Here is a 25,195-nt window from a genome sequence, read left to right on the forward strand (position 1 = left end):
CACAAGTGGGAGAGGGGAGCAGACCGGCGGCATTGAACGGAGCCGACGGATAGGCCAAAGTCGCGCTATAACGACGGCTGTCGCTCCCGATTTCCCAAAAGTACAAAGCAGGAGACAACCATGCAAGCCAAATCGAACCGCGTCGCGGCACTGCGCCGCTGCGCGCTGGGCGCGATCGCCTTCATCGCCCTATCCGCCCACGCGCAAACCTGGCCCGACAAGCCCGTCAGGATCGTAGTCCCTTACCCTCCAGGCGGCGCCGTAGACGCCGTCACCCGCAAAATGGCCCAACGCCTGACCCAGCAGACTGGCCAGAGCTTCGTCGTCGAGAACAAGGCCGGCGCCACCGGCACCATCGGCACCACGCAAGTCGCCCGCGCCCCAGCCGACGGCTACACGCTGCTCGCCAACGACACCACGTACTCGCTGCTGCCGCACATCTTCAAGAAGCTGCCGTTCGACTACGCCAGCGATTTGCAGCCAGTGGCCGCCTTCGTGTTCGCGCCGATGGCCGTGGCGGTCAAGGCCGACGCCAGATACAGGACCATGAGCGACCTGATCGCCGCCGCGCGCGCGGGCGACGGCAAGGTGAGCTATGGCTCCGGCGGTGCCGGCACCACGCCGCATTTCGCCAGCGAGGCCCTGGGCGTGGCCACCAACGCGCACTTCATGCACGTGCCGTTCAAGGGCGCGGGCGAGGCCACGCTGGCGCTGCTCGGCGGCACGGTGGACTACCAGATCGCTTCAACCCCAGGCGTCATCGGGCAGGTCAAGGGCGGGAGCCTGCGCCTGCTGGCGGTGAGCGGCGACAAGCGCCTTGCCGCGCTACCCGATGTGCCGACCTTTGCCGAGGCCGGGGTCAAGGGCTATGGTGTAGTCAACTTCACCGGACTGTGGGCGCCCAAGGGCACGCCGCCGAAGGTGCTGGAGCGGCTGCAAAAGGAAGTGGCCGCTGCCATGGCCTCCCCGGACATGAAGACTTTTGCCGAAGGCATTGGCGCGGATCCCGGCTATTGGAATGCCAGCGCATTCTCCAGGCAGCTTGCCGAGCGCACGGCCTTCTGGGGCAAGGTGGCGGCCAACACCGCGTTTGAAAAGCAATGACATGACGCTACGACTGATATCAATCCGGCGTTGCATCCCGGCATGCGGCCTGCTACTGGCCGTGGGCGCCCTGGCATTGCCATCCGGGGTTGGCGCGCAGGCATGGCCGGCCAGGCCGCTGCGGCTGGTGGTCGGTTTTTCCGCCGGTGGCCCGACCGATCTGGTGGCGCGCGGTTTCGCCGCGCAGGCGGGCAAAGGGCTGGGGCAGCCGATGGTGGTGGACAACAAGCCCGGGGCCAACACCATCATCGCAGCGGAAGCCGTAGCCAATGCCACGGACGGCCACACGCTGCTGATGGCGGCCACCAACCATGCCATGATCCCGGCGCTCTACAGCGCCCGCGTCAAGTTCGACGCGATCAACTCCTTCAAGCCAGTCTGCCTGGTCGCCGCCGCGCCAACGGTGCTGGTGGTCGGGCCTTCGCTGCAGGTCAGGACGTTGGGCGAGTTCATGCAGAAGGCCAGGGCAAAGCCGTTTTCGGTCACCTATGGCACCCCTGGCGTCGGCAGCTCGGTGCACTTCGCCAGCGAGCTATTTGCGCGCGAATCAGGCATACGGATGACCGGCGTCCCATACAAGGGGGTGGCGCAGGTGGTCAACGACCTGATGGCGGGGCAGGTCGATGCTTCGTTCGCGTCGCTAGGCTCCGTCTTGCCGCAGATCAAGGCGGGCAAGCTCACGGCATTGGCGATCGCCAGTCCCACACGCTCCGCGCAGCTGCCGGAGGTGCCCACCTTCGAGCAGGCCGGCGTGAAGGGCTATGCCGCCGACGCATGGTACGGCGTCCTGGCGCCGGCAAGCATGCCGGACGCACACGTGCGCATGCTGGAGCGCGAGGTCCAAGCCTATCTGGCCGCGCCCGGCACGACGGATAAGCTGCGCGCACTCGGGCTGGAACCCAAGGCACTGTGCGGCGAGGGATTCGCCCGCCAGATCCGCCGTGAAGTCGCCACCTATAGCCAGATCGCCCAGGAGCTTGGGCTGAAAGCCGATTGAATTCGCCACAACCTCATCGCGCACCGCGCCATTGACATGTTCCTGCTAAGTGCCCCGGAAGTCCGTGAGCTGGACCTTTTTACCCACATGCCGGCGAAATACCGCCAGCCCAGGCGCACGGCCTGGGCCGACGCCAACCAGGGCGGGCGCGAGATCGATGCCTTCCTGGAGGGGCCGGTGTTCGACGGCGCCGGCAATCTCTATGTCACTGACATCCCCTACGGCCGTGTCTTTCGCATCGATCCCCAGGGCGACTGGGAACTGGCGGCGCAGTGGGATGGCGAGCCCAATGGCATGAAGTTCCTCAACGCGCACGAGCTGCTGGTAACGGACTACCGCAATGGCCTGATGCGCGTCGACGTGCGCAGCGGCAGCGCCACGCCCTACCTGGATCGCCGCAATACCGAGAGCTTCAAGGGAGTCAACGACCTCACCATCGATACGCAAGGGAACATCTACTTCACCGACCAGGGGCAGACCGGCCTGCACGATCCCACGGGCCGCGTCTATCGCCTGAGCGCCGCTGGCCGGCTGGAGCTGCTGCTGTCCAATGTGCCCAGCCCCAACGGCATCGTGCTGTCCCCCGATGAGAAATTCCTGTTCGTGGCCGTGACCCGTGGCAACTGCGTCTGGCGCATGCCGATCCTTGCTGATGGTGGCGTATCCAAGACGGGGCAGTTCTTTACGTCGTATGGCCCGAGTGGCCCGGACGGGCTGGCCATGGATGCCTCCGGCCGGTTGCTGGTGGCCAACCCTGGGCTTGGCTACGTCTGGGTGCTGAACCACCGCGCCGAGCCGGTGCAGGTGCTGCGCGGCCCCGCAGGGCATTCGCTGACCAATCTCGCCTTCGGCGGCGCGGCCGGCAAGACGCTGTTCGTGACGGACTCCACGGCGGGCGAGATCCTGCGTATCGAGATGGATGTGGCGGGCCTGCCGGTCGGCCCACGCAGGAACGCGACGGGAGACGAGGCATGACGCGACGCTGGAAGCACAGCCCGGAGGGTAGCCACTGGGGCGAGTTCGGAGAGGATGACCAGCGCGGCCGGATGAACCTGGTGGACAAGGCCAAGGTGCTGCAAGGCATCGCCGAAGTGAAGGAAGGAATGACGTTTTGTCTGTCCCTGCCGCTGGACCTGCCGGGCGGCTCGGCGATGAATCCGCGCCGGCAGCCGCCGCGCCGCTTCTCCGTCCTGCGTGACGGCAAGAGCGCAGGGCAGCAGGGCTTTTGCTGGTCGTACGCGTCCGAGGACCCGGATATCACCGACGTGGTCAATGATGACGTGGTGCTCATGAGTTTGCAGTATTCCACGCAGTGGGACAGCCTCGCGCACGTTGGCGGCCACTTCGATGCCGATGGCGACGGCGTGCCGGAGGCGGTCTTCTACAACGGCTTCAAGGCAGGAGAGCACATCCGGCCCGGACATGAAGTCAGCGGCACCGAGCCCTGGGCGCGCTACCAGGATCCGGTGGCGCAAGCGCTCAGCATCGCCGTGCTGGCGGAGCACGGGGCGCAAGGCCGCGGCGTGATGCTGGACCTCGAACACCATGTCGGCCGCAAGCGCCATGCTGTCGGATACGACGAGCTGATGCGCATCCTCGAGGCCGACAACGTTCAGGTGGAAGCCGGCGACATGGTCTGCATCCACACCGGCTTTGCCGACATGCTGCTGGCGATGAACGGCAACCCGGACGTCAAGCGTCTGCATGACAGCGGCACCGGTCTCGATGGCTACGACGGCAAACTGCTGAACTGGATCGTCGACACCCGGCTGGCTTGCCTCCTGGCCGACAACCCGGCGGTGGAACTGGTGGTGCCGAAGCCGTTGACGCCGTCGCCGATCCGCGGGCCGCGCCTGCCGCTGCACGCGCATTGCCTGTTCAAGAACGGGATCCATCTGGGCGAGCTGTGGTACCTGACGCCGCTGGCGCGCTGGCTGCGCGCGCACGGGCGCAGCCGCTTCCTGCTGACCGCGCCGCCGCTGCGCCTGCCCGGCGCGGTTGGCTCGCCGGCAACTCCTGTCGCCACGGTCTAGCCGGCGCCTTGCTCGAACCGAAGACATTCAAAACAGCGAGAGATGGACGGAGTCGAAGTCATGCACAAGAAGCTTGTCGTCAAGGGGCTGCTGGCGGTCCTGCCCTGGGTCGGGGCTTTGGTCACCGCCGACGCAAAAGCCGCTGGCTATCCGGACCATCCCATTCGCCTGGTGGTGCCTTACCCCGCCGGCGGCGCGGCAGACACCGTGGCGCGGATCCTGGCTGCTCCGCTTGGCGCGAAGCTCGGGCAGACGGTGGTGGTCGACAATCGCCCGGGCGCCAGCGGCGTCATCGGCGCGGGCGCGGTAGCGAAGGCGGCGGCCGACGGCTACACGCTGCTGCTCGACGCCACCGCCCACTCCGTCAATCCCAGCCTGCAGCCCCGGCTGCCGTATGACACCAGCAAGGACTTTGCCCCGGTTTCACTCGTCGTGCTGGTGCCGAACCTTCTCGTCGTGCCGCCGAACTCGCCGTTCGGCACGCCCCAGGACCTGATTGCCGCCGCCAAGGCGAAGCCCGGCAAGCTGAGCTATGCATCCGCGGGGCCGGGGACCGCCCAGCATCTCGCGGCGGCACTGTTCAGCCAGCAGTCCGGGCTGAACCTGCTGCACGTGCCATACAAGGGCGGCGCACCGGCGCTGAGCGACTTGATGGGCGGCCAGGTGGACCTGATGTTCAGCAACATGGCCGCTTCGTATCCCCTCGTCAAAGGCCGGAAGCTGAAGGTGCTTGCCACCACGGGGACCCGGCGTGCTCCCGCGCTGCCTGATACGCCCACCGTGGCGGAGTCCGGCCTGGCAGGCTACCAGGTCTACGAATGGAATGGGCTCTTCGCGCCCGCCGGCACGCCGCCGGCGATCGTGGACCGGCTTGGCACGCTGGTGCGGCAGATCCTCCAGTCGCCGGAGGCAAGGCAACGCTTGCTTGCCATCGGTGCCGAGCCGGCCGGCTCCACCCCGGCAGAGTTCAAGCGCTTTGTCGACGGCGAGACGGCAAAATGGGAACGGGTCATCAAGGATGGGAGCATCAAGCCTGAATAGGCGACAGATGCTGCAGGGCACGGCCCGATAGCCACCTTGACCCTTTTGCTTCACCCTCGGCATGCGCCGTCGCGGGCCGACACCAGCGATTGCCCGTCGGCATCCTAGGCCTGCCGCTCGCCCACGCCCTCGGCAGGCCCCTGCGCCACCAACGCCGTCCCGATCTCGCTGGCCGCGGCCGACAGCAGATGCGTCAGCCGCGTAATGCCGCGCGCATCGATGGCGGATTCCGCCACCACATAGCTCAGGCTGCCGATGGCGCGCCCTTCCTCGCTGAGCACGGGCGCGGCCAGGCCGACGCGTCCCTGGTCGATTTCGCCGTGGGAGACCGCGTGCCCCGCGCGGCGCAGGCGGCTAAGTGCCTGGCGGAACGCTGTCCAGTCGTCGCCCAGGCCCGCGCCGCGGATCTCGTCCGCGTGCTTGTTGTAGATCGCCTGCAAGGTCCGGGTTTGCTGGTAAGCCAGGATGATCCGCGAGGTGGCGCCCCGGAACATGATCATGGGGCGGCCGCGTTCGTAGCTGACCACGGATTGCGGGCCTGGCCCCACCACCTGGTGCACGCACAGCACCGAGTCCGCGAACGCGCGGCATAGCAGCATCACCGAGCCGGGCGGCGCGTAGCCGATCAGCTCGTCCATCACCGGTCGTGCCACCTGCAGCATCGGGTCGGTCAGCTGGATCTGCCGGTCCAGCTGGATGATCGCGGGGCCGAGCACATAGCGCCCCGCGCCCGCGGATGCCACCAGCCCGATCTCCATCAGGTTCGACAGGTAGCGGTAGGCGCTGCTGATCGATACCTCCAGCCGTGCCGCGACTTCTTCCGCGGTCCAGATCGGCTTGTCCAATGAAAAGAGCCCCAGGACACCCAGGGCACGGTCGGTCGCCATTGCTGCGTCTCGAATGAATTCGTGTGCGCCAAGCATAGCATCAAACTTTGCCGGCTCATAAGCTATGTATTCGCTAAATACGCGTATTGGGGTAAACGTTACGTGCGTATTTCGCAAAATATGACAATACTGTCTTCATCGGCCGCAAGCACAAACGAGTTGTGCCGAAGCCATCACCTTCTGGAGACGACAGTGAAGCTGCTCAGTTTTGAATATCGCGACCAACCATCCTTCGGCGTGGTTGCCGGCAACGGCGTGATCGACCTCGGCCCGCACCGCAGCGCGGTGGGTGCGAGCCTGCGCGAGGCCCTGGAGCGCGGCGCGCTGCCCGCGATTGCTTCGATCGCGGCGCAAAGCGAGGCGACGATTCCGCTGGCGGACGTGCGCTTCCTGCCGCTCATCCCGGACCCGGCCAAAATCCTGTGCGTGGGCATCAACTACGCCTCGCACGTGAAGGAGACGGGCCGGGACATGCCGAAGTACCCGATGTTCTTCACCCGCTTTGCCGACTCGCAGACCGCCCACGAGCAGCCGATCCTGCGCCCCAAGGCATCCGCGAAGCTGGACTTCGAGGGCGAACTGGCGGTGATCATCGGCAAGACCGCGCGCCACGTGGCGGCTGCCGATGCGCTCGGCTACGTGGCGGGTTACTCCTGCTACAACGATGGCAGCGTGCGCGACTGGCAAAAGCACACGATCCAGTTCACCCCCGGCAAGAACTTCCCGCAGACCGGCGGCTTTGGCCCCTGGCTCGTCACCACCGACGAGATCCCCGATCCGTCGCGGCTGTCGCTGACCACCCGCCTCAATGGCGAGGTGGTGCAGCAGGCCGCCACCGACGACCTGATCTTCAGCGTGGGCGATGTGATCGCCTATTGCTCGACCTTTACCGAACTGCGCGCGGGCGACGTGATCATCACCGGCACCACGGGCGGCGTGGGCGCGTTCCGCGAGCCGCCGCTGTGGATGCGCGAGGGCGATGTGGTCGAGGTAGAGATCTCCTCCATCGGCGTGCTGCGCAACACCATCCGCGACGAGTAACGAACACGCGTAGCGCACAGGAGACCAATCATGAAAAGCACGCAAACGCTGCAGACGGCGGTGCTGGTGGTGGGGGCCGGGCCAACCGGCCTGACGCTGGCCAATATCCTTGGCCAGCACGGCATCGACACCGTGCTGATCGACCGCAAGCCGGCCACCGTCGCCGAGCCCCGGGCGGTGTCGATCGACGACGAATCGCTGCGCACCATGCAGGCGATCGGGCTGATCGAGCCGGTCATGAAGAATGTGGTGGCGGGCTATGGCGTGCATTACTACACCCGCCCCGGCGGCCGCTGCTTCGGCAAGGTGGAGCCCACCGCTGCCGACTACGGCTTTCCGAAGCGCAACGCGTTTCGCCAGCCGCTGTTTGAAGCCACGCTGCGCGAGGGGTTGGGGCGCTTTGCTTGCGTCACGGTCTTGTTCGGCCACACGCTGGACGAATTCGCGCAGGACGACGCCGGCGTCAGCGCGCTGGTGAGTGGCCCGCAGGGCGTGATTGCCGTGAGGGCCGCGTACATGGTGGGCACCGATGGCGGCCGCAGCTCGGTGCGCCAGGGCATCGGCGCCACGTTGGTGGGCTCGTCGTTCAATGCGCGCTGGCTGGTGGTGGACACCGAGGACGACGACGATCCCTTCTGGCAGACGCGCGCGTATTGCGATGCGCAGCGCCCGGTGGTCGAGGTGCCGGGGCCGAACCGCACCCGCCGTTTCGAGTTCCTGCTCAAGCCGGAGGAGACCGACGAGGCCACGCTGCTGCCCGAGCGCGTGTGCGAGCTGCTGCGTCCGTTCCGGGGCGAGCGCAAGACCAACGTAGTGCGCAAGACGGTCTACACGTTTCATGCCCGGGTCGCCGATCACTGGCGCCGTGGCCGCATCTTCCTCGCCGGGGACGCCGCGCACCTGACCCCCCCGTACGCAGGGCAGGGCATGAACAGCGGCGTGCGCGACGCGCACAACCTGGGCTGGAAGCTCGCCGCGGTGCTGCGCGCAACGATGGGTCCGGCGACGCTGGACAGCTACGAAGCCGAGCGGCGCGACCACGCGTGGGCGCTGATCCGCCTGGCGCTCAACCTCGGCATGGTGATGGCGCCGGCCAGCCGGCTGCAGGGCTGGGCCTGGGCCGCGTTCTTCCGCGCCACCGCGCTGGTGCCGCCGGTGCGCGATTACTTCCTCAAGATGAAGTTCAAGCCCAAGCCGCGCTTCCATACCGGCTTGCTTGAAGTCATGCAGCCCGATACCGCGAACCTGGTCGGCACCATGTTGCCGCAGCCGAAGGTCGCCACCACGGAAGGCCAGCAGGTGCCGCTCGACGATGTGCTGGGCCACCGCTTCGCGCTGCTCGCGCTTGGCCTGGATGCGGGCGGGCTGGCCCAGGTGGCCGCGCAGCCGCTGTGGCGCCGGCTGGGTGCCGCGCGCGTGCTGCTGGTGCCATTGCTCACGCCGGATGCAGCGCTGGCGAGCGAAGCCAGCCGGCATGGCTTCCAGGTGGTGTGCCTGCCCGCGCAGCAATGGCCGGCGAGCTTCAGCGCGATGCGGGGGCGGCTGATGCTGGTGCGTCCCGACCGCTATCTCGCTGCGATCTGCACGCCGTCGCAGACCGAGGCACTGGCCTCCCGCTTTACCCGCCGCATCGATGCCGGGCAAGACGCCGCGGCATGCCCATCACCCGCCACCGCCATGGGCGCCGCCGCGGTGCTGGGCACCGAATGACCGGAGAGAACCGATGACCACCCCGATCACCCTGCAGACCGATACGCCGCTGTCCCTGCACCACCTGCATGTCACCAGCGACAAGCCCGAGGCGCTGGCCGCTTTCTACGAAGACCTGTTCGAGCTCAAGCGGGTGGGCCACCAAGGCCAGGCCATCGTGCTGGCGGCCGGCGAGCGCGCACTGGTCATCCACGACGGCAAGCCAGGTGAGCTCGCCGCGGCCGCCTACGCGGCGCGCGACCATGAGGCACTGTCCCGCCTGCGGGCACGGCTGGACGACCTGGCCGCAGCGGCGCCCGCCGCTGCCGGCGCCTTCTTCCACGACGACGCCTTCGCCGTGCGCGACCCGCAGGGCCGGCAACTGATCCTGGGCGTGGCGCGGCAGCCGCGTTCGGCCGACCGCATGGCGGCGCGCGTGCAGCACACGGTGTTCCAGACCACCGAGCTGGAAGCGGTGCTGGATTTTTACGTGAAGCGGATCGGGTTTGCCGTCTCCGACGATGTGGTTGACGAGACCGGCAAGGTCATGACCTGCTTCCTGCGCTCCGACGACGAGCACCACACCCTCGCGTTCTTTCGCGGCTCCAGCAATGCGTGGGACCACCATTGCTACGAGACGCAATGCTGGAACGATATCCGGGACTGGGGCGACCGCTTCGCGCGCGCGCGGCGCTCGATCTTCTTCGGCCCGGGGCGCCACGGCCCGGGCAACAACCTGTTCTTCATGGTGACCGATCCCGACGGCAACCGCGTGGAGCTGTCGGCGGAGCTGGAGCAGGTCGAGCCCGCCAAGCTGCCGGGCGTATGGCCGCACGAGGAATACACGCTCAATTCCTGGGGGCGTGGCTGGATCCGCACGTAGCCCGGCTACGAATCCGCCACGGGCGCCACGCTCCTCGCCATGCACGAGGGGCGGCGCCGCGCACCACCAGACATAGCGACGGGACGCTTCCCGCGCACGGAGACAAAGCATGACTACCTCATCCCCCTCGCTCTTCGTCCATGAAGTGATAGACAGCCGCCCGCTGGGCCGCCTGCAATGCTGGGCAATCGCCATGTGCATCCTGGTCGCCGTGCTCGATGGCTTCGACACCCAGACCATCGGCATGCTTGCCCCGGCCATGTCGAAGGAGCTGGGCATCCCCATCAAGTCCTTCGGTCCCATCTTCAGCGCCGGCCTGGTCGGCATGCTGATGGGCGCCGTCGTGCTGGGGCCGCTGGCGGACCGCTACGGCCGCAAGACAATGATCGTGCTGTCGTCGATCCTGTTCGGCAGCCTGTCGCTGGCAACCGCCTATGCCACCAGCTTCGATCAGCTCCTGGTCCTGCGCCTGTTGACCGGCGTCGGCCTGGGCGGCGCGCTGCCCAACGCAATCTCGCTGGCGTCCGAATATGCGCCCAAGCAGCACGCCCGTACTACGGTGGCCACGCTGATGTGCGGCATGCCGCTTGGCGCGGTGCTGGGCGGGCTGGTCAGCTCGGCCTTGCTGCCGGCGCACGGCTGGCATTCGGTCTTTATCGTCGGCGGCATCCTGCCGCTTGCCGTGGCTTTGCTGGCCTGCGCCTTCATGCCGGAATCCGCGCGCTTCCTGATTGCCCGTGGCGGCGACCCGAGAAAGCTGGCCGCCATCATGCGGCGCATTGCGCCGGATCTGGGCGCGGCGCAGGTATACCGCGCGCCGGTGGCGCAGCGCAAGGGCGTGCCCGTGCGCGAGCTGTTCACCGGCGGGCGCGCCATCGACACCGTGCTGCTGTGGATTCCCTATTTCATGAACCTGGTGGTGCTGTACTTCATCGTCAGCTGGATGCCGGCCGTGCTGATCGGCGCGCAGCATCCCGTCACGGTGGGCATCACGGCGATTTCGCTGTTCAGTTTCGGCGGCGTTGCCGGCTCCATTGCCCAGGGCCCGCTGATGAACCGCTTCGGCGCGCGCCGCGTGCTGCTGTGCGAATTGCTGGGCTATGCCGCGCTCGCCGTGGTGCTGGCGAGCTGGTCCGCCAGTTTCGCCGCGGTGGCGGCGGTCAGCTTGCTGATGGGCGTGGCGGTGCAGGGCGCGCAGGCCGGCTTCAATGCGCTGGCCGCCGAGATCTATCCCACGCACATGCGGGCTTCCGGCGTTGGCTGCGCAGTCGGCATTGGCCGCATCGGCTCCATCTGCGGCCCGCTGCTGGGCGGGGTGATGCTGGGCCTGCAATGGGATGTGAGCCACATCTTCATGGCCGGCATCGTGCCGGCGCTGATCGCCGCGACCGCAGTGGCGGTCAACCGCAAGACCCGCGCTTGAAGTGGAAAAAAACGAGAAAGCAAAGAACGAAAGGGGAGACAAGATGAGCAAGAAGCATCGGATGGCGAGCAAATCGGCGGCCATCGCACTACTAACCTTACTGGCAGGACTGCCGTCCATGGCGGCGGCGCAGTCGGTGACGCTGTACGGCGTGGTCGATACCGGCATCGAGTACGTCTCGAACGTGGGCACCGCCAAGGACAGCGTGGTCCGCATGCCGGGGCTGGCCGGCAGCGTGCCCTCGCGCTGGGGCCTTCGTGGCAGCGAGGACCTCGGTGGCGGGCTGAAGAGCATCTTCGTGCTCGAATCGGGCTTCGGGGCGGACACCGGCACCTCCAACCAGGGCGGCCGGCTGTTCGGGCGCCAGGCGCTGGTGGGGCTGTCCGGCGGTTGGGGGCAGGTGGCGTTCGGGCGGCAGTACACCATGTTGTTCTGGTCGATGCTGGAGCCGGACATGCTCGGGCCCAATACCTTTGGCTCGTCGTCGATGGATAGCTACCTGCCCAGTGCCCGCGCCGACAACGCCGTGTCATACAAGGGCACCTTCGGGCCGGTGACGCTCGGTGCCACCTACAGCCTGGGCCGCGACACCGCGGTCACCGGCTCCGGGCCCGCCGCCACCCAATGCGCGGGCGAGAACCCTGCCGACCACCGCGCGTGCCGGGAATGGTCCGCGCTGCTCAAGTACGACACCGGCGCCTGGGGCGTCAGCGCAGCCTACGATTCGCTGCGCGGCGGGCAGGGCGCGGCGGCCGGCCTGGCCAACAGCGGGCTGAAGGACGACCGGCTGGCGCTCAACGCCTACGCCAACGTTGGCAAGGCCAAGCTCGGCGGCGGCGTGATCCGGCGCGACAACGACGGCAGCCCCACCCCGCGCAGCGACCTGTGGTTTGGCGGTGCCTCCTATGCCATCACGCCCGCCTTCAGCGTGGACGGCGAAGTGTTCCTGCTGCGCTATCACAACAGCCCCAACAAGGCCTGGCTCTACGCGGCACGCGCCACCTATGCCTTCAGCCGGCGCACTTCGGTCTACGGCACGGCAGGCTTTATCGACAACCGCGGCAATCTGGCGCTATCGGTCAGCTCCGGCGCCGCCGGCGCCAATGCCGCGCCCGGCGGCAACCAGCTCGGCGCCATGCTGGGCATCAAGCACATCTTCTGAACCCGCTCCCGATCGACAAGGAGACAGCCTTGGCCAATTCAATTTCCGCTGCACCGGATGTCCTGAATGCCCCGGATGCCCCGGATGCCCTGCAGGACCTGGTGGACGCGAACCATATCCTCTTCCATGAGGGCGTGCTGGACGCCTTCGGCCACGTCAGCATGCGCTGCGCCGATGACCCGGGCCGCTTCCTGCTTTCACGCAGCATGGCGCCCGCGCTGGTCGCTGCCGCCGACGTGTTCGCCTTCGATCTCGACGGCAACCCGGTCGCCGATGCCGCCGGGAACACCATCGATGGCCAGCCTCCGGCCGTCTTTCTCGAGCGCTTCATCCACAGCGCCATCTATCGCGCCAGGCCGGATGTGATGGCGGTCGTGCACAGCCACTCCCCGGCGGTGATCCCGTTCGGCGTGGCCAGGAACGTGACGCTGCGCCCGATCTGCCATATGAGCGGCTTCCTCGCGCGCGGCGCGCCGGTGTTCGAGATCCGCGACTCTGCCGGCCCGGGCTCGGACCTGCTGATCCGCGACGCTGCCCTGGGCCAGGCGCTGGCCGCCAGGCTGGGCACGGCAGACGTGGTGCTGATGCGCGGACATGGCGCAACGGTAGCCGCCGACTCGCTCAGGCAGGCCGTGTACTGCGCCATCTACACCGAGAAGAACGCGCGCCTGGTGCTGGAGGCACGCCGCCTGGGCGACATCGAATACCTCACCGACGAGGAAGGGCTCGCCGCCGAGGCCACCAACGCGAAGCAGGTCAACCGGGCATGGGACCTGTGGAAACGCCTTGCCCGGCAGACGCCCACCGCCTGGTGCGGCTCGCCAACTTCACTGACAGGAACACGAGGAGACACCCGATGATCGCAACGCATCTACTATCCCGCCTGCGCGCTTGCGCAGGGCTCGCGCTGGCACTGGCTGCCAGCGCCGCCGCGCTCACACAACCCGCGCACGCCAAGGACGAATGGCCGTCCCGTCCGGTCAAGCTGATCGTGCCGTCGGCGGCTGGCGGGGGCACCGATGTCTACGCCCGCCTGCTGGCCACCAGCTTGTCGAAATCGATGAAGCAGTCCTTCGTCGTGGAGAACCGGCCGGGCGCCAGCGGCAACGTCGGCACGCAGTCCGCCGCGCGCGCCACGCCGGACGGCTACACCTTCCTGATCACGGCCAACGCGGCTGTGGCCATCAGCCCGGCGCTGTACAGCAAGCTGCCGTTCGATGTGGAGCGGGACCTGGTGCCGATCGCGCGCGGCGTGATGGCGCCGATGGTGCTGGTGGCCACGCCCAACGCGGGCATCGCCTCGTTTGCCGACCTGATCCGGCTTGGCAAGCAAAAGCCCGGCGAGCTGCCCTATGGCTCTGCGGGCGAGGGCAGCCCGCCTTACCTGGGCGTGCGCATGGTCGAGGAAGCGTCCGGCGCCCGCTTCCTGCATGTGCCCTACAAGGGCGTGAGCCCGGCCTACCAGGACCTGCTCAGCGGCCGCCTGAAATTCATGTTCACCGACCTGAGTTCCGTGCAGCCGTTTATCCAGTCCGGCAAGCTTGTCGCCCTCGCGGTCAACGACAAGACCCGGCTGCTGCCCAACGTGCCGTCATTGGCCGAGGCCGGGCTCAAGGGCGTGCAGGTCTGGACCTCGTTCAGCCTGTTTGCGCCCACCGGCGTGCCACCGGCCGTGGTCCGCAAGCTGAGCGAGGAAGTCGCGCAGGCGATGAGGACGGCGGAGCTGGCGAGCGCGCTCGAGGCGCACGCGCTGGTGCCGGTGTTCGACACCCCCGATGCGTTTCGCGGCAGCCTGACGAAGGAGCGCGAGCAGTGGGCATCGTTCATCCGCCGCAACGGCATCCACCTTGAATAGCAGTCATCGCCACGCAGGAGAGTCCACCATGCAGTTGAACGACCACAACAAGCGCCGGATGCTGATCGACGGCGAGCTCACCGGGAGCGCCGGCGGGCAATGGCTGCCCAGCGTCAACCCGGCGACGGAAGAGATCATCGGGCATATCCCGGCTGGCAATGCCGAGGATGTGGAGCGCGCGGCGGCAGCCGCCGAGCGCGCCTATCCCGCCTGGCAGGCACTGGGCATCGAGGGCCGCGCTGAACGGATGCGCGAGGTGGCCCGGCGGCTGACCGAGGCGGCCGAGGCGGTGCTGGCCGTGGAAGTGGCCGATACCGGCAATACGGTCACGGCGCTCAAGGACGACGTCGCCGCCGCCGCGTGGGGGCTGAACTTTTATGCCGGACTGGGCTATGAGCTCAAGGGCGAGACCATTCCCGCCACCGCCGACTCGCTGCATTTCACGGTGCGCGAGCCTTACGGCGTGGTGGGGCGGATCGTGCCGTTCAACCATCCCATCCTGTTCGCTGCCGCGCGCACCGCGGCCGCCCTGATCGCCGGCAACGCGCTGGTGGTCAAGCCGCCCGAGACCAGTTCGCTGTCGGCCACCATGCTGGCCGAGATCTGCAAGGACGTGCTGCCGCCCGGCGTGATGAACATCGTCACCGGCCTGGGCAAGGACGCGGGCGACGCCATCGCGCGCAACCCCAGGATCAAGCGCATCGCCTTTATCGGCTCGCCCAACACCGGCCGGCAGATCCAGAAGAGCGCGGCCGATGTCTGCGTGAAGCATATCTCGCTGGAGCTGGGCGGCAAGAACCCGCTGATCGTCTTTCCCGATGCCGACCTCGAAGCCGCCAAGGACGCCGCGGTGCGTGGCATGAATTTCCTGTGGCAAGGCCAGTCCTGCGGCTCCACCAGCCGCCTGCTGGTGCACGACAGCATCTACGACGAATTCGTCGAAGGCGTGGCCGAGCGCGTGGCGCGCATCCGGCTGGGCGATCCCCGATCGATGCAATCGGACATGGGCCCGATCAATTCCAGGGCGCAGTACCAGCGCGTCTGCGACTACGTGGAAATCGCCAAGCGCGACGGCGCCACGCTGGTCACTGGCGCAGAGCGGCCCGCAGGCGAATCCTTCGCCCGCGGCTACTGGATCGAGCCGACCGTGTTCGCCGACGTGCTGCCGCACATGCGTATCGCCCAGGAGGAAGTGTTCGGCCCCATCTTGTCCATCATGCGCTGGTCCACGCCGGACGAAGCGCTGCGCATCGCCAATGGCGTGGAATACGGCCTGACCGCCTCCATCTGGACCCGCGACATCCAGGCGGCGCTGGCCACGGCCACCCGGCTGCGTACCGGCTACATCTGGGTCAACGGCGTCGGTGCGCACTACAAGGGCGTGCCCTACGGCGGCTACCGGAACTCGGGCGTGGGCCGGGAGGAGGGGATCGAGGAGATGCTGAGCTACACCGAGACCAAGGCGATCAACCTGGTCGGGCCGTTCGGTTTCGCATAAGGGTTGCGCGCAAGGCCTGTCCCCGGAATGCAAAAAGCCCGTGCGGCGTATACCGTACGGGCTTTTTAGAATCTGGTTGCGGGGGCAGGACTTGAACCTGCGACCTTCGGGTTATGAGCCCGACGAGCTGCCAACTGCTCCACCCCGCGGGGCGAAATATACGCGGGTTGGCGCCTCATGGATAGTCCTGATTGGGATTATTTGCCGAAATGGTCTCGGCAGATTGCCAGAATCAGTGCAGTTGCTGCAAGAATCAGCACGGCATCCGCGCTTTGCCACACCTCTGGCCGGTGGCCGATAACGTCATCAAGCCACGCATTCGCCGCACTTCGCCGCACATTCGCCGCACGCACAGCATCATCGGACGCGATTGCCCGTGAGATCGCCGGCGCACATGAACCGGATCCCGGCGCCGGCCAGCCAGCAACAACCTCCGCTTTTACCCCCCGGCGGCATCCTTCGGCGCCGGAGCCAGGCGGAACTGCGCGGACAGGTCGGCCTCGGCGCCAAGCTGGGTGTCGGTCTGCACGAGGCCTTTTGCGGCGAGCTTCGTGAGTGTCCGCGCTGCCTGGATCGGGCTGACGCCCGTGGCCTTTGCGACCTGATATGCATCCATCGGGGTACCTGTCTTTTGCAGGGCGTCGATTACTGCCTGGCGAGTGTCGTGAATGTTGTTCATTTCCGGGCGTAGGTTGAGTCTGCTCAGACTAGACGAGGTGGACCGCCGGCGCAACCCCGCATTCTTGCTGAGTCGCCTGCCCGAAAAGGTTGCGCGACGGGCGTCGCACGTCAAAATAGAGGGTCTGACTGCACGCATCGCAAGAATCGCAAGAACAATGAAGCACACACTACTGCTCATCGACGGCCTGAACATCCTGCGCCGGGTCTACGAAGCCAACCCGGCCGAGGACATTCCGGCCAAGGTCGAAGGCGCCGTACTCTCGGCGCTGGCCTCGTTCCGCCGTGCCTTGACCGAGTGCAAGCCGACGCACGCGCTGGCGGCGTTCGACACCGGCGGCAAGACCTGGCGGCACGATCTGTATCCCCAGTACCGCCAGCACCGCAAGCCCATGGATCCGGAGCTGGCGGAGGTCTTGCCCGATTTCCGGCTGACGCTGACGGAAGTGCTGGGACTGCAGACCGCCATGATCGACGGCTACGAGGCCGACGACATCATCGCCACGGCTTTCTATCGCTGGACCGCGAGCAAGGAGGGGCAGGTGATCCCGGTGAGCACGGACAAGGACGTGCTGCAGCTCATCGCCGACGGCGCCATCGTGCGCAACCACTTTGCCACCGCGAAGAACGGGGAGCCGTCCTGGTTCGATGAAAGCTACGTCATGGACAAGTTCGGCGTGGGCAGCCACCAGCTTGCCGACTATCTGGCCCTGCTGGGGGATAGCACGGACGATATCCCCGGTGTCGAGAAGGTCGGGGCCAAGACCGCTGCCAAGCTGCTGCAGCGCTATGGCGACCTGGAAGGCGTGCTTGCCAACGCCGCCGAGGAAAAAGGCGTGGTTGGCAAGAACCTGGCGGAACAGGCGCATCTCGCCCGGCTCTCCCGCCAGCTGCTCTCGTTGAAGACCGATGCCCAGCTTGGCCTGACGTGGAACATGCTGCGCGTGGGTGAAGCGGCTGAGTAGCGGTCTGAATAGCGGGCTGAGTAGGGCTCAAGAAACCCTCAATATCCAGTCGCTGTCCTCGCCACCGCCTCGTGCCCATAGACGGCGTCGCGCAGATCCGTGACGAAGCGCCCGCTCATGCCTTCATACAAGGTGTTGGTAAACGCGGCCACGCTCAGGCCCCGGGCGCGGTCGACGAACCACGAGTGCCCGTAGGCGCCACCCCAGCGCCAGGTGCCGGCCGATTCCGGCGAGCCGGCCGCCGCCGGATCGTGCAGCACCGAAAAGCCCAGGCCAAAGCCGGTGCCCGGCGCATCCGGCGGGCCCCATTCGCCGGTCTGGTTGCGGCCCATTTCATCGACCCAGGCAGCGGGCATCAACGGATCGCCGCCCTGGCGCAGGGCTTCTTGCAAGCGGAGGAAATCGCCGGCGCTGCCAACCATGCCGGCGCCGCCGGAGGGGAAGGCGTTGGTGTCCAAGGCACGTGCGCTCGCGTAGTGGATGCCGGCCGTGCCGTCGACGACGGGGACCACATCGTGCGCGAGCATGCGGCGCGGCACCGGCGTGTCGTTGACGTAGGCGGTGGCCAGGCGCCCGGCATCGACCGCGGCAAAGCCGGTGTCGTCCATGCCCAGCGGGCCGGTGACGAGCGCGTGCACCGCGTTGCCCAGTGGCGCATCGCAGACGCGCTCGATCACGGCGCCAAGCACATCCGTCGCCAGCGAATAGCCCCAGGCGGCGCCCGGCTTGTAGAGCAAGGGCACGCTGGCGATGCGGCGCAGGTTCTCCGCAAGGGTGATGCCCGGCTGGTCCATGCCGTCCGACACGCCGGCGCGGGCATAGGGCCCGTGCTCGTCGGCTTCAAAGAAGCGGTAGCCCAGCCCGGCGGTATGGGTCATCAGCTGCCGCACGGTGATGGTAGCGGGGCTGCCGTCGGCCAGCCGCGGCGTGAAATCCGGCAGCCAGCGGATCACCGCCTCGTCGAGCCCCAGGCGGCCTTGTGCTACCAGCACCATCGCCGCTGCCGACACGATGGGTTTGGACACCGAGGCCAGGCGGAACAGCGTATCGGCGTGCATGGGCCGGCCGGCTTCGCGGTCGGCCAGGCCGGCGGCGCGGCGGTGAATCACTTCGCCGTGGCACGCGACCAGCACTACGGTGCCGACCAGGCGGTGGTCGGCAATGGCTTGTTCGATGACCGCGTCGACGCGGGCGGGCAAGTGGGAGGACATGCGTGTTTTCCTTCGTCGCAGGATATTGAGAGGCTCAGGCGAACGATAAGAAACTTTTGACTCGGGAAAAAGTAGGCTAGAGTTCCTGGTTATCCGGACAAGGTTGTCCGTAATCGAGGATCGAGGCGCTTGGAATGGCGGGAAAGCCGATGGACAGCCTGAGTAGCTTTACGGTGTTTGTGCAGGTCGCCGAGACCCGCAGCTTCGTGGCGGCGGGCCGCCTGATGGGCGTGTCGGCGTCGGCCGTGGGCAAGAGCGTGGCAAGGCTGGAGGAAAAGCTTGGCGCGCGGCTGTTTCACCGCAGCACGCGCAGCATCGCCCTGACGGCGGAGGGCATGCTGTTCCTGGAGCGCAGCCGCCGCATCCTGGCCGAGATCGAGGCGGCGGAGCAGGAGTTGTCGCGTGCAGCCGAAGTGCCGCGCGGGCGCTTGCGCGTCAGCCTGCCGCTGGTGAGTTCGCTGGTGCTGCCCGTGCTGGGCGACTTCATGCGGCAATACCCGGAGATCGAGCTGGACCTGGATTTCACCGACCGCATGGTCGATGTGATCGAGGAGGGCTTCGATGCCGTGGTGCGTACCGGCGAGCCAGGCGACTCCCGGCTATCGGCGCGGCGCCTCGGCGCGTTCCGGATCCTGCTGGTGGCGTCGCCAGCCTATATCGCGCAGCGCGGCGTGCCCCGGCAACCCGCCGACCTGGCCGGGCATGCTTGCCTGCAATACCGCTTCCCGAACAGCGGCAAGCTGGAAGCCTGGCCGCTGCGCCGCGCAGCCCACGAGCCGGAGTTGAGCCTGCCCACCTCGATGATCTGCAACAACATCGAGACCCGCGTGAGCTTTGCGTTGCAGGGACTTGGCATCGCCTGCCTGCCGGACTTCGCGATCCGCGAGGCGCTGGCCGACGGCCGGCTGCGCACCGTGCTGGACGACTACGTGGACCGTAGCGGCACCTTCCGCGTGCTGTGGCCGGCCAGCCGGCACCCTTCGCCCAAGCTGCGCGTGTTGATCGATTTCCTGGGCGAACGGGTGTTTCCGGGCGGCGCGGATCAAGCCGCATAAACCTCTGCGCATCAGCGTCAGTACGCGATCATCCGGCGGCTTGCCGCGCATGCCGCAACAACGAGAGGATCAACGGCGTGCGGGGAGAGGAGCGCTGCCACAAGACCCCAAACCTGCGCGGCTCCGTCGCTTCGGGCAGCTTCAACTTGGCGATCCGCAGGCCCGCCGTCAGCGGCGACGCAATGTCTGGAGCGAGAGACACGCCCAGCCCCCGGTCGACCATCATGGCGATCGCCACCAGCGAGCTGAGCTCGAACCGCTCGTGCGCGGTGATGCCTGCCTGCCGCAGGTACCGGTCTGCCTGCTTGCCGCCACCCACGCTGCGGTCGTAGCGGATCAACGGCTCGGTGCGCAGCAGATCGTGCGGATCGCGCCTGGCCAGCCGGGCGGGCGCCAGCACAACCAGGGGTTCCTCACGCAGCAGCTCCCAAACGATGGTCTTGGGCAGCGCGAAGGGCGGATGCAGGCAGACGGCCGCATCCAGCTCCGCGTTCTTCACGGCGTCGTACAGCGCCGCCGATTTGTCCGACTGGATAAACACGGAGACACCCGGATGCTCCGCGGCGAACCCGGCGAGCGTTTCCGGCAGCAGGCTGTGCAGCGCGGTGTTGATCGTGCCAAGGCGCAGCTCCCTTGGCGCCTCTGCCTCATTGACCCAGTCCCGCAAGCCGTTGAAGTCCCGCAGCAGCGCGCGGGCGCGCTCGGCCAGCCGCGTGCCCGACTCGGTGGGCGCCACGGTGCGGCCGGCCCGGCCGAGCAAGGAAGTGCCCAACTCCCGCTCAAGGACGTGAATCTGCTGCGCGATGGCCGCGGGCGTCACGTTGAGCCGCCGGGCCGCTTGCGCGAGGGAGCCGGTATCCACGACGACCAGGAACGCGTTGAGGTAGGCTGTCTCCATACATTTTCTATCGATTAAAGAAAGACATAGGTAGTTTATCTTTGTTCTGGCCTGACCCACACTGGCGCACTCCAAAGCCATCGGTTCCCGTTGCCATGAGAAGCAAACTGTTCGTCCCCGGCTCCCGTCCGGAGTTGTTCGACAAGGCATTGGCCAGCGCCGCGGACGGGCTGTCGTTCGACCTCGAGGACGCGGTGGCGCAGGAGCGCAAGCCGCAAGCGCGCGCGGCACTGCGCGAGCTGCTGCGCTCGGGCCAGGCCCGCGCCAGCGGCAAGACGCTGATCGTGCGGGTCAACGCGCTGGATACCCCGCACTTCGCGGCCGATGTGGCCGCGATGGTGCAGCCAGGCCTGGACCTGGTCAACCTGCCCAAGCCAGAGAGCGCCGATGACGTGCGCCGCGCCGCCGAGGCCATCGAGCAGGCAGAGCGCGCCAACGGGTTTGCGCATGGCGTGGACAAGCCGGTTCGCCTGCTGCTCAACATCGAAACCCCCAAGGCGCTGCGCCTGGCCTGCGAGCTGGCCACGGCCCACCCGCGCGTCGCCGGCCTGCAGCTTGGCCTGGGCGACCTGTTCGAGCCGCTGGGCATCGCCCGGCGCGAAAGCGCGGCGATCCAGCAAGCCATGTACGCGGTGCGCATGGCAGCCGGCGAGGCCGGCGTGTTCGCCTACGACACGGTGTTTGCCAACATCAAGGATGAAGCCGGTTTCCGTGCCGAGGCCGAGCTGTCGCGCCGCATGGGCTTTCTCGGCAAGAGCTGCATCCATCCCAGCCAGGTCCCGCTGGCAAACCAGGCCTTTCGCCCTAGCGATGAAGAGATTGGACATGCGGCGCGGGTAGTGGAAGCCGCGCGCGATGCCGATGCCAGGGGCGTGGGCGCCTATGTGGTGGACGGCAAGATGATCGACCCGCCGTTCGTGAAGCGCGCCCAGGCCATCGTGGCTACCGCCAGGCGCCTTGGATTGCTGCCTGCCTGACGTTGCCGGGATTCGCTGCCGGGATCCGCAGCCGGGATCAGGCTGCACCGCGTGGGAAAAACAAAAAATACAAAAAGGAGACATCTTGAAAACATTATCCGCATCCGCACCCGTATTCATTTCCCGTAGCGTGGCGTTGGCCGCCACGGTCATTGCCAGCCTGGTATCCGGCGCGGCATTCGCGCAGGGCGGGTATCCGAGCAAGCCCATCACCATCGTCGTGCCCTATCCGCCGGGCGGCTCCAACGACATCTTCGCGCGCATCGTCGCCAAGGAGATCGGCGAGGAGCTCAAGCAACCCGTCGTCATCGACAACCGGCCCGGCGCCAGCGGCAACACCGGCACGGGCATCGTTGCCAAGTCCGCCCCGGACGGGTACACGCTGGTCGCCGTGTCGTCCAGCATGACGACCAACGCCGCGGTGCAGGCCAAGCTGCCGTTCGATGCGGTCAAGAGCTTCGTGCCGGTGGCGATGTTTGCGCAAGGGCCGTTCATCGTCGCGGTCAACAACGAATTCCCCGCCAAGACCCCGCAGGAACTGATCGCGGCGATCCGCGCCAAGCCGGGCAAGTACAACTACGCCTCGTCCGGGCCGGGCAGCGTCAACCAGTTCGGCACCGAGCTGCTCAAGGCCAGGGCCGGCAACCTGTTCATCACGCATATCCCGTATCGCGGCATGGGCCCCGCCGTGACCGACCTGATCGGCAACCAGACCCAGCTGCTGATCTCCAGCGGCCCCTCGCTGCTGCCAATGGTGCGCGCCGGCAAGGTGCGCGCCGTTGGCATCACCAGCCTCAAGCCGAGCCCGGTCGCGCCGGAGCTCACGCCCATGTCCAGCGCGGTGCCGGGCTATGAGTTCGAGCTGTGGTGGGGCCTGCTGGCGCCGGCCGGCACGCCGCCGGCGATCGTCAACCAGCTCAACGCCGCCGTCAACACCATCCTGTCCAAGCCCGAGATCAAGGCGGCCTTCCTGAAGGAGGGCGCCGAAGCCAGGCCCGTTACGCCGGCCCAGTTCGCCGCCACCATCGGGCAGGACGTGCAGAGGTGGAAGACGCTCGCCAAGCGACAGAACATCGTCGTGGACTGATGCGAGCACGCCTCGCCTCTATTGCATATCTGGCATATCTGCATATTTCCGGAGATTTCCATGCGTTCCCCCTCTGATGACCGCGCCGCGCCGCTGAGCGAGCGCAGCGGCAAGCCAGGCCCGCTGTCCGGCCTGCGCGTGCTGGACCTGAGCGCCTACATAGCGGGCCCCTATGGTTGCTCCCTGCTGGCCGACCAGGGCGCCGAGGTCATCAAGATCGAGCCGCCCGCCGGCGACAACCTGCGCAAGTATCCATCGTCGCTTGAGGCGGAGAGCCGCGCCTTCCTGGGCGTCAACCGCAGCAAGCTGGGCGTGGTGCTCGATCTCAAGCAAGCCGACGACCTGCAGCGGCTGATGGCGCTGGTGCGCACCGCCGACGTGCTGGTGCACAACTTCCGGCCCACCGTGCCGCCCAGGCTTGGCATCGCTTACGAACAGCTCAAGCTGGTCAACCCGCGACTGATCTACTGCGCCGTGACCGGCTATGGCGAAGACGGCCCGCTCAAGGACAAGGCCGGCTACGACCAGGTCCTGCAGACCATGACCGGCATGTGCACGCTGCAGGGCAAGCAGGGCGGCGCGCCAGAGATCCTCTACGGTTCGGTCGTCGACTACTACGGCTCGGCGCTGGTCGCCGGCGGCGTCGCGTCCGCACTCTACGAGCGCGAGAAAAGCGGCGAAGGCCAGTACGTCGGCGTTTCGCTGCTGCGCGCGGCGCTGACCATGCAATCGGCCCGCATGGTCTGGGCCGACAACGAACCCAAGGAGGTTGGCCGCGACATGCGCTCCGGCGGCATCACCGGCATCCATCCGACCAGGGATGGCTATCTCTACATCTCCGCCAACACGCCGCATTTCTGGGCCGCGCTGTGCGAGAAGACCGGCCTGGCGGAGCTTGCCACCGAGCGCTACGACAGCGTGCGCAAGCGCGCGCAGCACCAGGACGAGATCGTTCCCGCGCTGCACCGCGCGCTGGCGACACGCACCGCGCTGGAATGGGAAGCGCACTTCGGCGAAGCGGTCCCCTGCGCCGCCGCGCGCTCCGTGGAAGACATGTTCGACTTCCCGCAGGTGCAGGCGGAAGGCATGGTGACCACGTTCGAGCATCCCGCCGTCGGCCGGTATCGCGGCTTTACCCGTGCGATCAAGTTCGGGCGCACGCCAGGGCCGGAACCCTTCGCGGCGCCGGTGCTGGACCAGCACGGGGAGATGGTGAAGGCGGAGGCGGACAGGTTGGTGGGGGAGGGGCTCTGACGGCGCCGCCTCGCCCGGTGTGACACGCGTAGAGTGTCAACTACCGCTTCTGAGCGGACTGGCGGCCTCTGGCGCCGCCACCCGCACGGTGACTGATCGTGCGAACCAGCGATCCAGCAGCCAGACCACCACCAGCGTGGCACCCATCATCGGGAACACAGCACCCAGCAGCCCAAGGCCGATCACCCACGCTCGCATGGGCGGGAGCGTGCGCGGGAATGACGGCGCCGCCAGGGCGCGCGCGGGCCTGCGCTTGATCCACATCACGAGGCCCGTCACGGCGAGCATCATCAGGCCCAGCGAGATCACCGTGCACGCGACCTGGTTGGCCAGCCCGAAATAGCGGCCCATGTGCAAGGACGTGCCATAGGAGATGGCCTGCGCCACTGCGCCGTAGCCGCCGTAGCGAATGTCCTTGAGCACCTTGCCGTTGTACTGGTCGATATGCAGCGTGCGTTCCACCTTGGGATCCGCGGGGAAATAGGATGCGGTGAACACGCCGGTGGCTGACTTCGGCAGCACGAGCTGGTAGCCGGTCGAAACACCGTTCTGGGCCACGATCGCCACGGCGCGATCCAGGCTGATCGTGGCAGCGCCCACTGCCGGCGCCGCGCCGGATGGGACCTTGGCCATGCCGACTGCCCAGGGGACTTGCGCGAGGGGAAGCGAATCCATGCTGGCCGCCCCCGGCGTTGACCGGACCGCTGCGTCGCCCCACGCGCCGGGTGGATTGCCCAGCTGCGCCGCGGTGGCGATCGCCTTGAACTGCTTGCCCCACGATGCGGTCCAGGGCAAGCCGGAGAGGACGAACGCCACGGCGCCGATCGCCATCCAGGCGCCGATGACCAGGTGGACTTCCTTCCACCAGCCGCGCCCGCCGGCGGCCTTGCCGACCACGAAGGCTTTGCCGCGCCGCTCGCTCAGCCGCGGCCACCACATCGCGATGCCCGTGGCAATCATGACCAGCGACCAGCACGCCGCCAGTTCCATCAGCAGCTCCCCGGTCTTGCCCAGCAGCAGCGCGCGATGCAGCATGCGCACCTGTTTCATCAACCGGTCCTCGACGCTCAGGCTGCCGAGGTACTTGCCGGTGTACGGGTCCAGGTACAGGCTCTCGCTCGTGCCCGACGGCAGGCGAAAGACAAACTCGGCGCTGGCGCGTGGGGCCGTATCGACGGTATACGTCGTCGCCACCGCCCCTTCGGGCGCCTGGGCCCACGCCCGGTCCAGCAGGGACTGGGCGGGAAGCTTTGTGCCAGTTGGCGCAACGCGCAGCAACTGGGGATAGAGCAGGGGTTCGATCTGCGGCTGGAAGCAGTAGATCGTGCCGGTGATCGCCAGGACGATCAGGAAAGGCGCGACGAAGAGCCCGGCGTAGAAGTGCCAGCGCCAGAGCATGCGATAAGACGCTGCTGCTGCCGGCGAGGGCTGGGTGGCTTGTGTGGGCATTGGCGATC

The 25,195-nt window shown here is 67.4% G+C and carries 23 protein-coding genes and 1 tRNA gene; 18 read left to right on the forward strand and 6 right to left on the reverse strand.

What is annotated here, in order from left to right; all coding sequences use genetic code 11:
• Positions 1-120 precede the first annotated feature (120 nt).
• The 5 genes from ACYP5B_RS29220 to ACYP5B_RS29240 are packed head-to-tail and all read left to right on the forward strand — an operon-like array spanning position 121 to position 5,175.
• Positions 121-1,104 (forward strand): Bug family tripartite tricarboxylate transporter substrate binding protein, encoded by a 984-nt coding sequence (locus ACYP5B_RS29220; RefSeq protein WP_400092380.1) that lies wholly within the window; start codon positions 121-123, stop codon positions 1,102-1,104.
• A gap of 1 nt (position 1,105) precedes the next feature.
• Positions 1,106-2,101 carry a Bug family tripartite tricarboxylate transporter substrate binding protein gene (locus tag ACYP5B_RS29225; protein WP_459571987.1) on the forward strand — a complete coding sequence of 332 codons (996 nt, stop codon included), beginning with the start codon at positions 1,106-1,108 and terminating at the stop codon, positions 2,099-2,101.
• Between the two features lie 36 nt (positions 2,102-2,137).
• Positions 2,138-3,076: an SMP-30/gluconolactonase/LRE family protein gene (locus tag ACYP5B_RS29230; RefSeq protein ID WP_459571988.1), complete on the forward strand. Its 939-nt coding sequence runs from the start codon at positions 2,138-2,140 to the stop codon at positions 3,074-3,076.
• A complete protein-coding gene (locus ACYP5B_RS29235; protein WP_318236317.1) occupies positions 3,073-4,134 on the forward strand; it encodes a cyclase family protein in 1,062 nt (353 codons plus the stop codon). The genes ACYP5B_RS29230 and ACYP5B_RS29235 overlap by 4 nt, the downstream gene beginning before the upstream one ends.
• A gap of 60 nt (positions 4,135-4,194) precedes the next feature.
• On the forward strand, positions 4,195-5,175 hold the full coding sequence (locus tag ACYP5B_RS29240; RefSeq protein ID WP_400092375.1) for a tripartite tricarboxylate transporter substrate binding protein: 981 nt from the start codon (positions 4,195-4,197) through the stop codon (positions 5,173-5,175).
• Positions 5,176-5,279: 104 nt separating this feature from the next.
• Here ACYP5B_RS29240 and ACYP5B_RS29245 read toward each other — a convergent pair whose 3' ends face one another.
• A complete protein-coding gene (locus ACYP5B_RS29245; RefSeq protein ID WP_400092374.1) occupies positions 5,280-6,062 on the reverse strand; it encodes an IclR family transcriptional regulator in 783 nt (260 codons plus the stop codon).
• A gap of 192 nt (positions 6,063-6,254) precedes the next feature.
• Between ACYP5B_RS29245 and ACYP5B_RS29250 the strand changes: the two genes are divergently transcribed.
• The 8 genes from ACYP5B_RS29250 (at position 6,255) to ACYP5B_RS29285 (ending at position 15,613) form a co-directional block, all read left to right on the forward strand.
• The gene (locus ACYP5B_RS29250; RefSeq protein ID WP_400092372.1) at positions 6,255-7,103 is read left to right on the forward strand and encodes a fumarylacetoacetate hydrolase family protein; all 849 of its coding nucleotides are present in this window, start codon (positions 6,255-6,257) and stop codon (positions 7,101-7,103) included.
• 30 nt (positions 7,104-7,133) lie between these two features.
• Complete coding sequence (locus ACYP5B_RS29255; protein ID WP_400092370.1) at positions 7,134-8,813, forward strand: bifunctional 3-(3-hydroxy-phenyl)propionate/3-hydroxycinnamic acid hydroxylase; 1,680 nt, start codon at positions 7,134-7,136, stop codon at positions 8,811-8,813.
• Between the two features lie 13 nt (positions 8,814-8,826).
• Positions 8,827-9,675 carry a VOC family protein gene (locus tag ACYP5B_RS29260; RefSeq protein ID WP_459571989.1) on the forward strand — a complete coding sequence of 283 codons (849 nt, stop codon included), beginning with the start codon at positions 8,827-8,829 and terminating at the stop codon, positions 9,673-9,675.
• Positions 9,676-9,784: 109 nt separating this feature from the next.
• Positions 9,785-11,098, forward strand: a complete 1,314-nt coding sequence (locus tag ACYP5B_RS29265) for an MFS transporter (protein ID WP_400092367.1) — start codon at positions 9,785-9,787, stop codon at positions 11,096-11,098.
• A 61-nt stretch (positions 11,099-11,159) separates the two neighbouring features.
• Positions 11,160-12,260 (forward strand): porin, encoded by a 1,101-nt coding sequence (locus tag ACYP5B_RS29270; RefSeq protein ID WP_400092411.1) that lies wholly within the window; start codon positions 11,160-11,162, stop codon positions 12,258-12,260.
• Between the two features lie 29 nt (positions 12,261-12,289).
• Entirely contained in the window at positions 12,290-13,120 is an 831-nt protein-coding gene (locus ACYP5B_RS29275) for a class II aldolase/adducin family protein (RefSeq protein WP_459571990.1), read from the forward strand.
• Positions 13,117-14,115, forward strand: a complete 999-nt coding sequence (locus ACYP5B_RS29280; RefSeq protein ID WP_400092364.1) for a Bug family tripartite tricarboxylate transporter substrate binding protein — start codon at positions 13,117-13,119, stop codon at positions 14,113-14,115. Before ACYP5B_RS29275 ends, ACYP5B_RS29280 begins: the two co-directional genes overlap by 4 nt.
• A gap of 28 nt (positions 14,116-14,143) precedes the next feature.
• On the forward strand, positions 14,144-15,613 hold the full coding sequence (locus tag ACYP5B_RS29285) for an aldehyde dehydrogenase family protein (protein ID WP_400092363.1): 1,470 nt from the start codon (positions 14,144-14,146) through the stop codon (positions 15,611-15,613).
• Positions 15,614-15,686: 73 nt separating this feature from the next.
• On the opposite strand, the gene ACYP5B_RS29290 is transcribed toward ACYP5B_RS29285, so the two are convergent.
• Together ACYP5B_RS29290 and ACYP5B_RS29295 are read right to left on the reverse strand one after the other, a co-directional pair.
• A tRNA-Met gene (locus tag ACYP5B_RS29290) sits at positions 15,687-15,762 on the reverse strand.
• Positions 15,763-16,052: 290 nt separating this feature from the next.
• Positions 16,053-16,292: a hypothetical protein gene (locus ACYP5B_RS29295; protein WP_318236307.1), complete on the reverse strand. Its 240-nt coding sequence runs from the start codon at positions 16,290-16,292 to the stop codon at positions 16,053-16,055.
• 157 nt (positions 16,293-16,449) lie between these two features.
• On the opposite strand from ACYP5B_RS29295, the gene ACYP5B_RS29300 reads away from it, so the two are divergent.
• The gene (locus ACYP5B_RS29300; RefSeq protein ID WP_318236306.1) at positions 16,450-17,256 is read left to right on the forward strand and encodes a 5'-3' exonuclease; all 807 of its coding nucleotides are present in this window, start codon (positions 16,450-16,452) and stop codon (positions 17,254-17,256) included.
• A gap of 38 nt (positions 17,257-17,294) precedes the next feature.
• On the opposite strand, the gene ACYP5B_RS29305 is transcribed toward ACYP5B_RS29300, so the two are convergent.
• Complete coding sequence (locus ACYP5B_RS29305) at positions 17,295-18,467, reverse strand: serine hydrolase domain-containing protein (RefSeq protein ID WP_459571991.1); 1,173 nt, start codon at positions 18,465-18,467, stop codon at positions 17,295-17,297.
• Between the two features lie 149 nt (positions 18,468-18,616).
• On the opposite strand from ACYP5B_RS29305, the gene ACYP5B_RS29310 reads away from it, so the two are divergent.
• Positions 18,617-19,522 carry a LysR family transcriptional regulator gene (locus ACYP5B_RS29310; protein ID WP_459571992.1) on the forward strand — a complete coding sequence of 302 codons (906 nt, stop codon included), beginning with the start codon at positions 18,617-18,619 and terminating at the stop codon, positions 19,520-19,522.
• A gap of 28 nt (positions 19,523-19,550) precedes the next feature.
• On the opposite strand, the gene ACYP5B_RS29315 is transcribed toward ACYP5B_RS29310, so the two are convergent.
• Positions 19,551-20,420 carry a LysR substrate-binding domain-containing protein gene (locus ACYP5B_RS29315; RefSeq protein ID WP_318236305.1) on the reverse strand — a complete coding sequence of 290 codons (870 nt, stop codon included), beginning with the start codon at positions 20,418-20,420 and terminating at the stop codon, positions 19,551-19,553.
• A gap of 95 nt (positions 20,421-20,515) precedes the next feature.
• Between ACYP5B_RS29315 and ACYP5B_RS29320 the strand changes: the two genes are divergently transcribed.
• The 3 genes from ACYP5B_RS29320 (at position 20,516) to ACYP5B_RS29330 (ending at position 23,738) form a co-directional block, all read left to right on the forward strand.
• Positions 20,516-21,397: an HpcH/HpaI aldolase/citrate lyase family protein gene (locus ACYP5B_RS29320; protein WP_459571993.1), complete on the forward strand. Its 882-nt coding sequence runs from the start codon at positions 20,516-20,518 to the stop codon at positions 21,395-21,397.
• An 82-nt stretch (positions 21,398-21,479) separates the two neighbouring features.
• Entirely contained in the window at positions 21,480-22,484 is a 1,005-nt protein-coding gene (locus ACYP5B_RS29325; protein ID WP_459571998.1) for a tripartite tricarboxylate transporter substrate binding protein, read from the forward strand.
• A gap of 60 nt (positions 22,485-22,544) precedes the next feature.
• Complete coding sequence (locus ACYP5B_RS29330) at positions 22,545-23,738, forward strand: CaiB/BaiF CoA transferase family protein (RefSeq protein ID WP_400092353.1); 1,194 nt, start codon at positions 22,545-22,547, stop codon at positions 23,736-23,738.
• Between the two features lie 36 nt (positions 23,739-23,774).
• Here the strand turns inward: ACYP5B_RS29330 and ACYP5B_RS29335 are convergent, their stop codons facing one another.
• The gene (locus tag ACYP5B_RS29335; protein ID WP_459571994.1) at positions 23,775-25,187 is read right to left on the reverse strand and encodes a PepSY-associated TM helix domain-containing protein; all 1,413 of its coding nucleotides are present in this window, start codon (positions 25,185-25,187) and stop codon (positions 23,775-23,777) included.
• Between the last annotated feature and the right edge of the window lie 8 nt (positions 25,188-25,195).

Source organism: Cupriavidus sp. 8B (genome assembly GCF_054589115.1).

Coding starts and splice junctions, on each gene's coding strand:
- ACYP5B_RS29330 (WP_400092353.1), top strand. CDS start 22,545: ATGCGTTCCCCCTCTGATGACCGCGCCGCGCCGCTGAGCGAGCGCAGC.
- ACYP5B_RS29220 (WP_400092380.1), top strand. CDS start 121: ATGCAAGCCAAATCGAACCGCGTCGCGGCACTGCGCCGCTGCGCGCTG.
- ACYP5B_RS29235 (WP_318236317.1), top strand. CDS start 3,073: ATGACGCGACGCTGGAAGCACAGCCCGGAGGGTAGCCACTGGGGCGAG.
- ACYP5B_RS29225 (WP_459571987.1), top strand. CDS start 1,106: ATGACGCTACGACTGATATCAATCCGGCGTTGCATCCCGGCATGCGGC.
- ACYP5B_RS29240 (WP_400092375.1), top strand. CDS start 4,195: ATGCACAAGAAGCTTGTCGTCAAGGGGCTGCTGGCGGTCCTGCCCTGG.
- ACYP5B_RS29285 (WP_400092363.1), top strand. CDS start 14,144: ATGCAGTTGAACGACCACAACAAGCGCCGGATGCTGATCGACGGCGAG.
- ACYP5B_RS29230 (WP_459571988.1), top strand. CDS start 2,138: ATGTTCCTGCTAAGTGCCCCGGAAGTCCGTGAGCTGGACCTTTTTACC.
- ACYP5B_RS29280 (WP_400092364.1), top strand. CDS start 13,117: ATGATCGCAACGCATCTACTATCCCGCCTGCGCGCTTGCGCAGGGCTC.
- ACYP5B_RS29320 (WP_459571993.1), top strand. CDS start 20,516: ATGAGAAGCAAACTGTTCGTCCCCGGCTCCCGTCCGGAGTTGTTCGAC.
- ACYP5B_RS29310 (WP_459571992.1), top strand. CDS start 18,617: ATGGACAGCCTGAGTAGCTTTACGGTGTTTGTGCAGGTCGCCGAGACC.
- ACYP5B_RS29335 (WP_459571994.1), bottom strand. CDS start 25,187: ATGCCCACACAAGCCACCCAGCCCTCGCCGGCAGCAGCAGCGTCTTAT.
- ACYP5B_RS29255 (WP_400092370.1), top strand. CDS start 7,134: ATGAAAAGCACGCAAACGCTGCAGACGGCGGTGCTGGTGGTGGGGGCC.
- ACYP5B_RS29295 (WP_318236307.1), bottom strand. CDS start 16,292: ATGAACAACATTCACGACACTCGCCAGGCAGTAATCGACGCCCTGCAA.
- ACYP5B_RS29260 (WP_459571989.1), top strand. CDS start 8,827: ATGACCACCCCGATCACCCTGCAGACCGATACGCCGCTGTCCCTGCAC.
- ACYP5B_RS29245 (WP_400092374.1), bottom strand. CDS start 6,062: ATGGCGACCGACCGTGCCCTGGGTGTCCTGGGGCTCTTTTCATTGGAC.
- ACYP5B_RS29265 (WP_400092367.1), top strand. CDS start 9,785: ATGACTACCTCATCCCCCTCGCTCTTCGTCCATGAAGTGATAGACAGC.
- ACYP5B_RS29315 (WP_318236305.1), bottom strand. CDS start 20,420: ATGGAGACAGCCTACCTCAACGCGTTCCTGGTCGTCGTGGATACCGGC.
- ACYP5B_RS29305 (WP_459571991.1), bottom strand. CDS start 18,467: ATGTCCTCCCACTTGCCCGCCCGCGTCGACGCGGTCATCGAACAAGCC.
- ACYP5B_RS29270 (WP_400092411.1), top strand. CDS start 11,160: ATGGCGAGCAAATCGGCGGCCATCGCACTACTAACCTTACTGGCAGGA.
- ACYP5B_RS29300 (WP_318236306.1), top strand. CDS start 16,450: ATGAAGCACACACTACTGCTCATCGACGGCCTGAACATCCTGCGCCGG.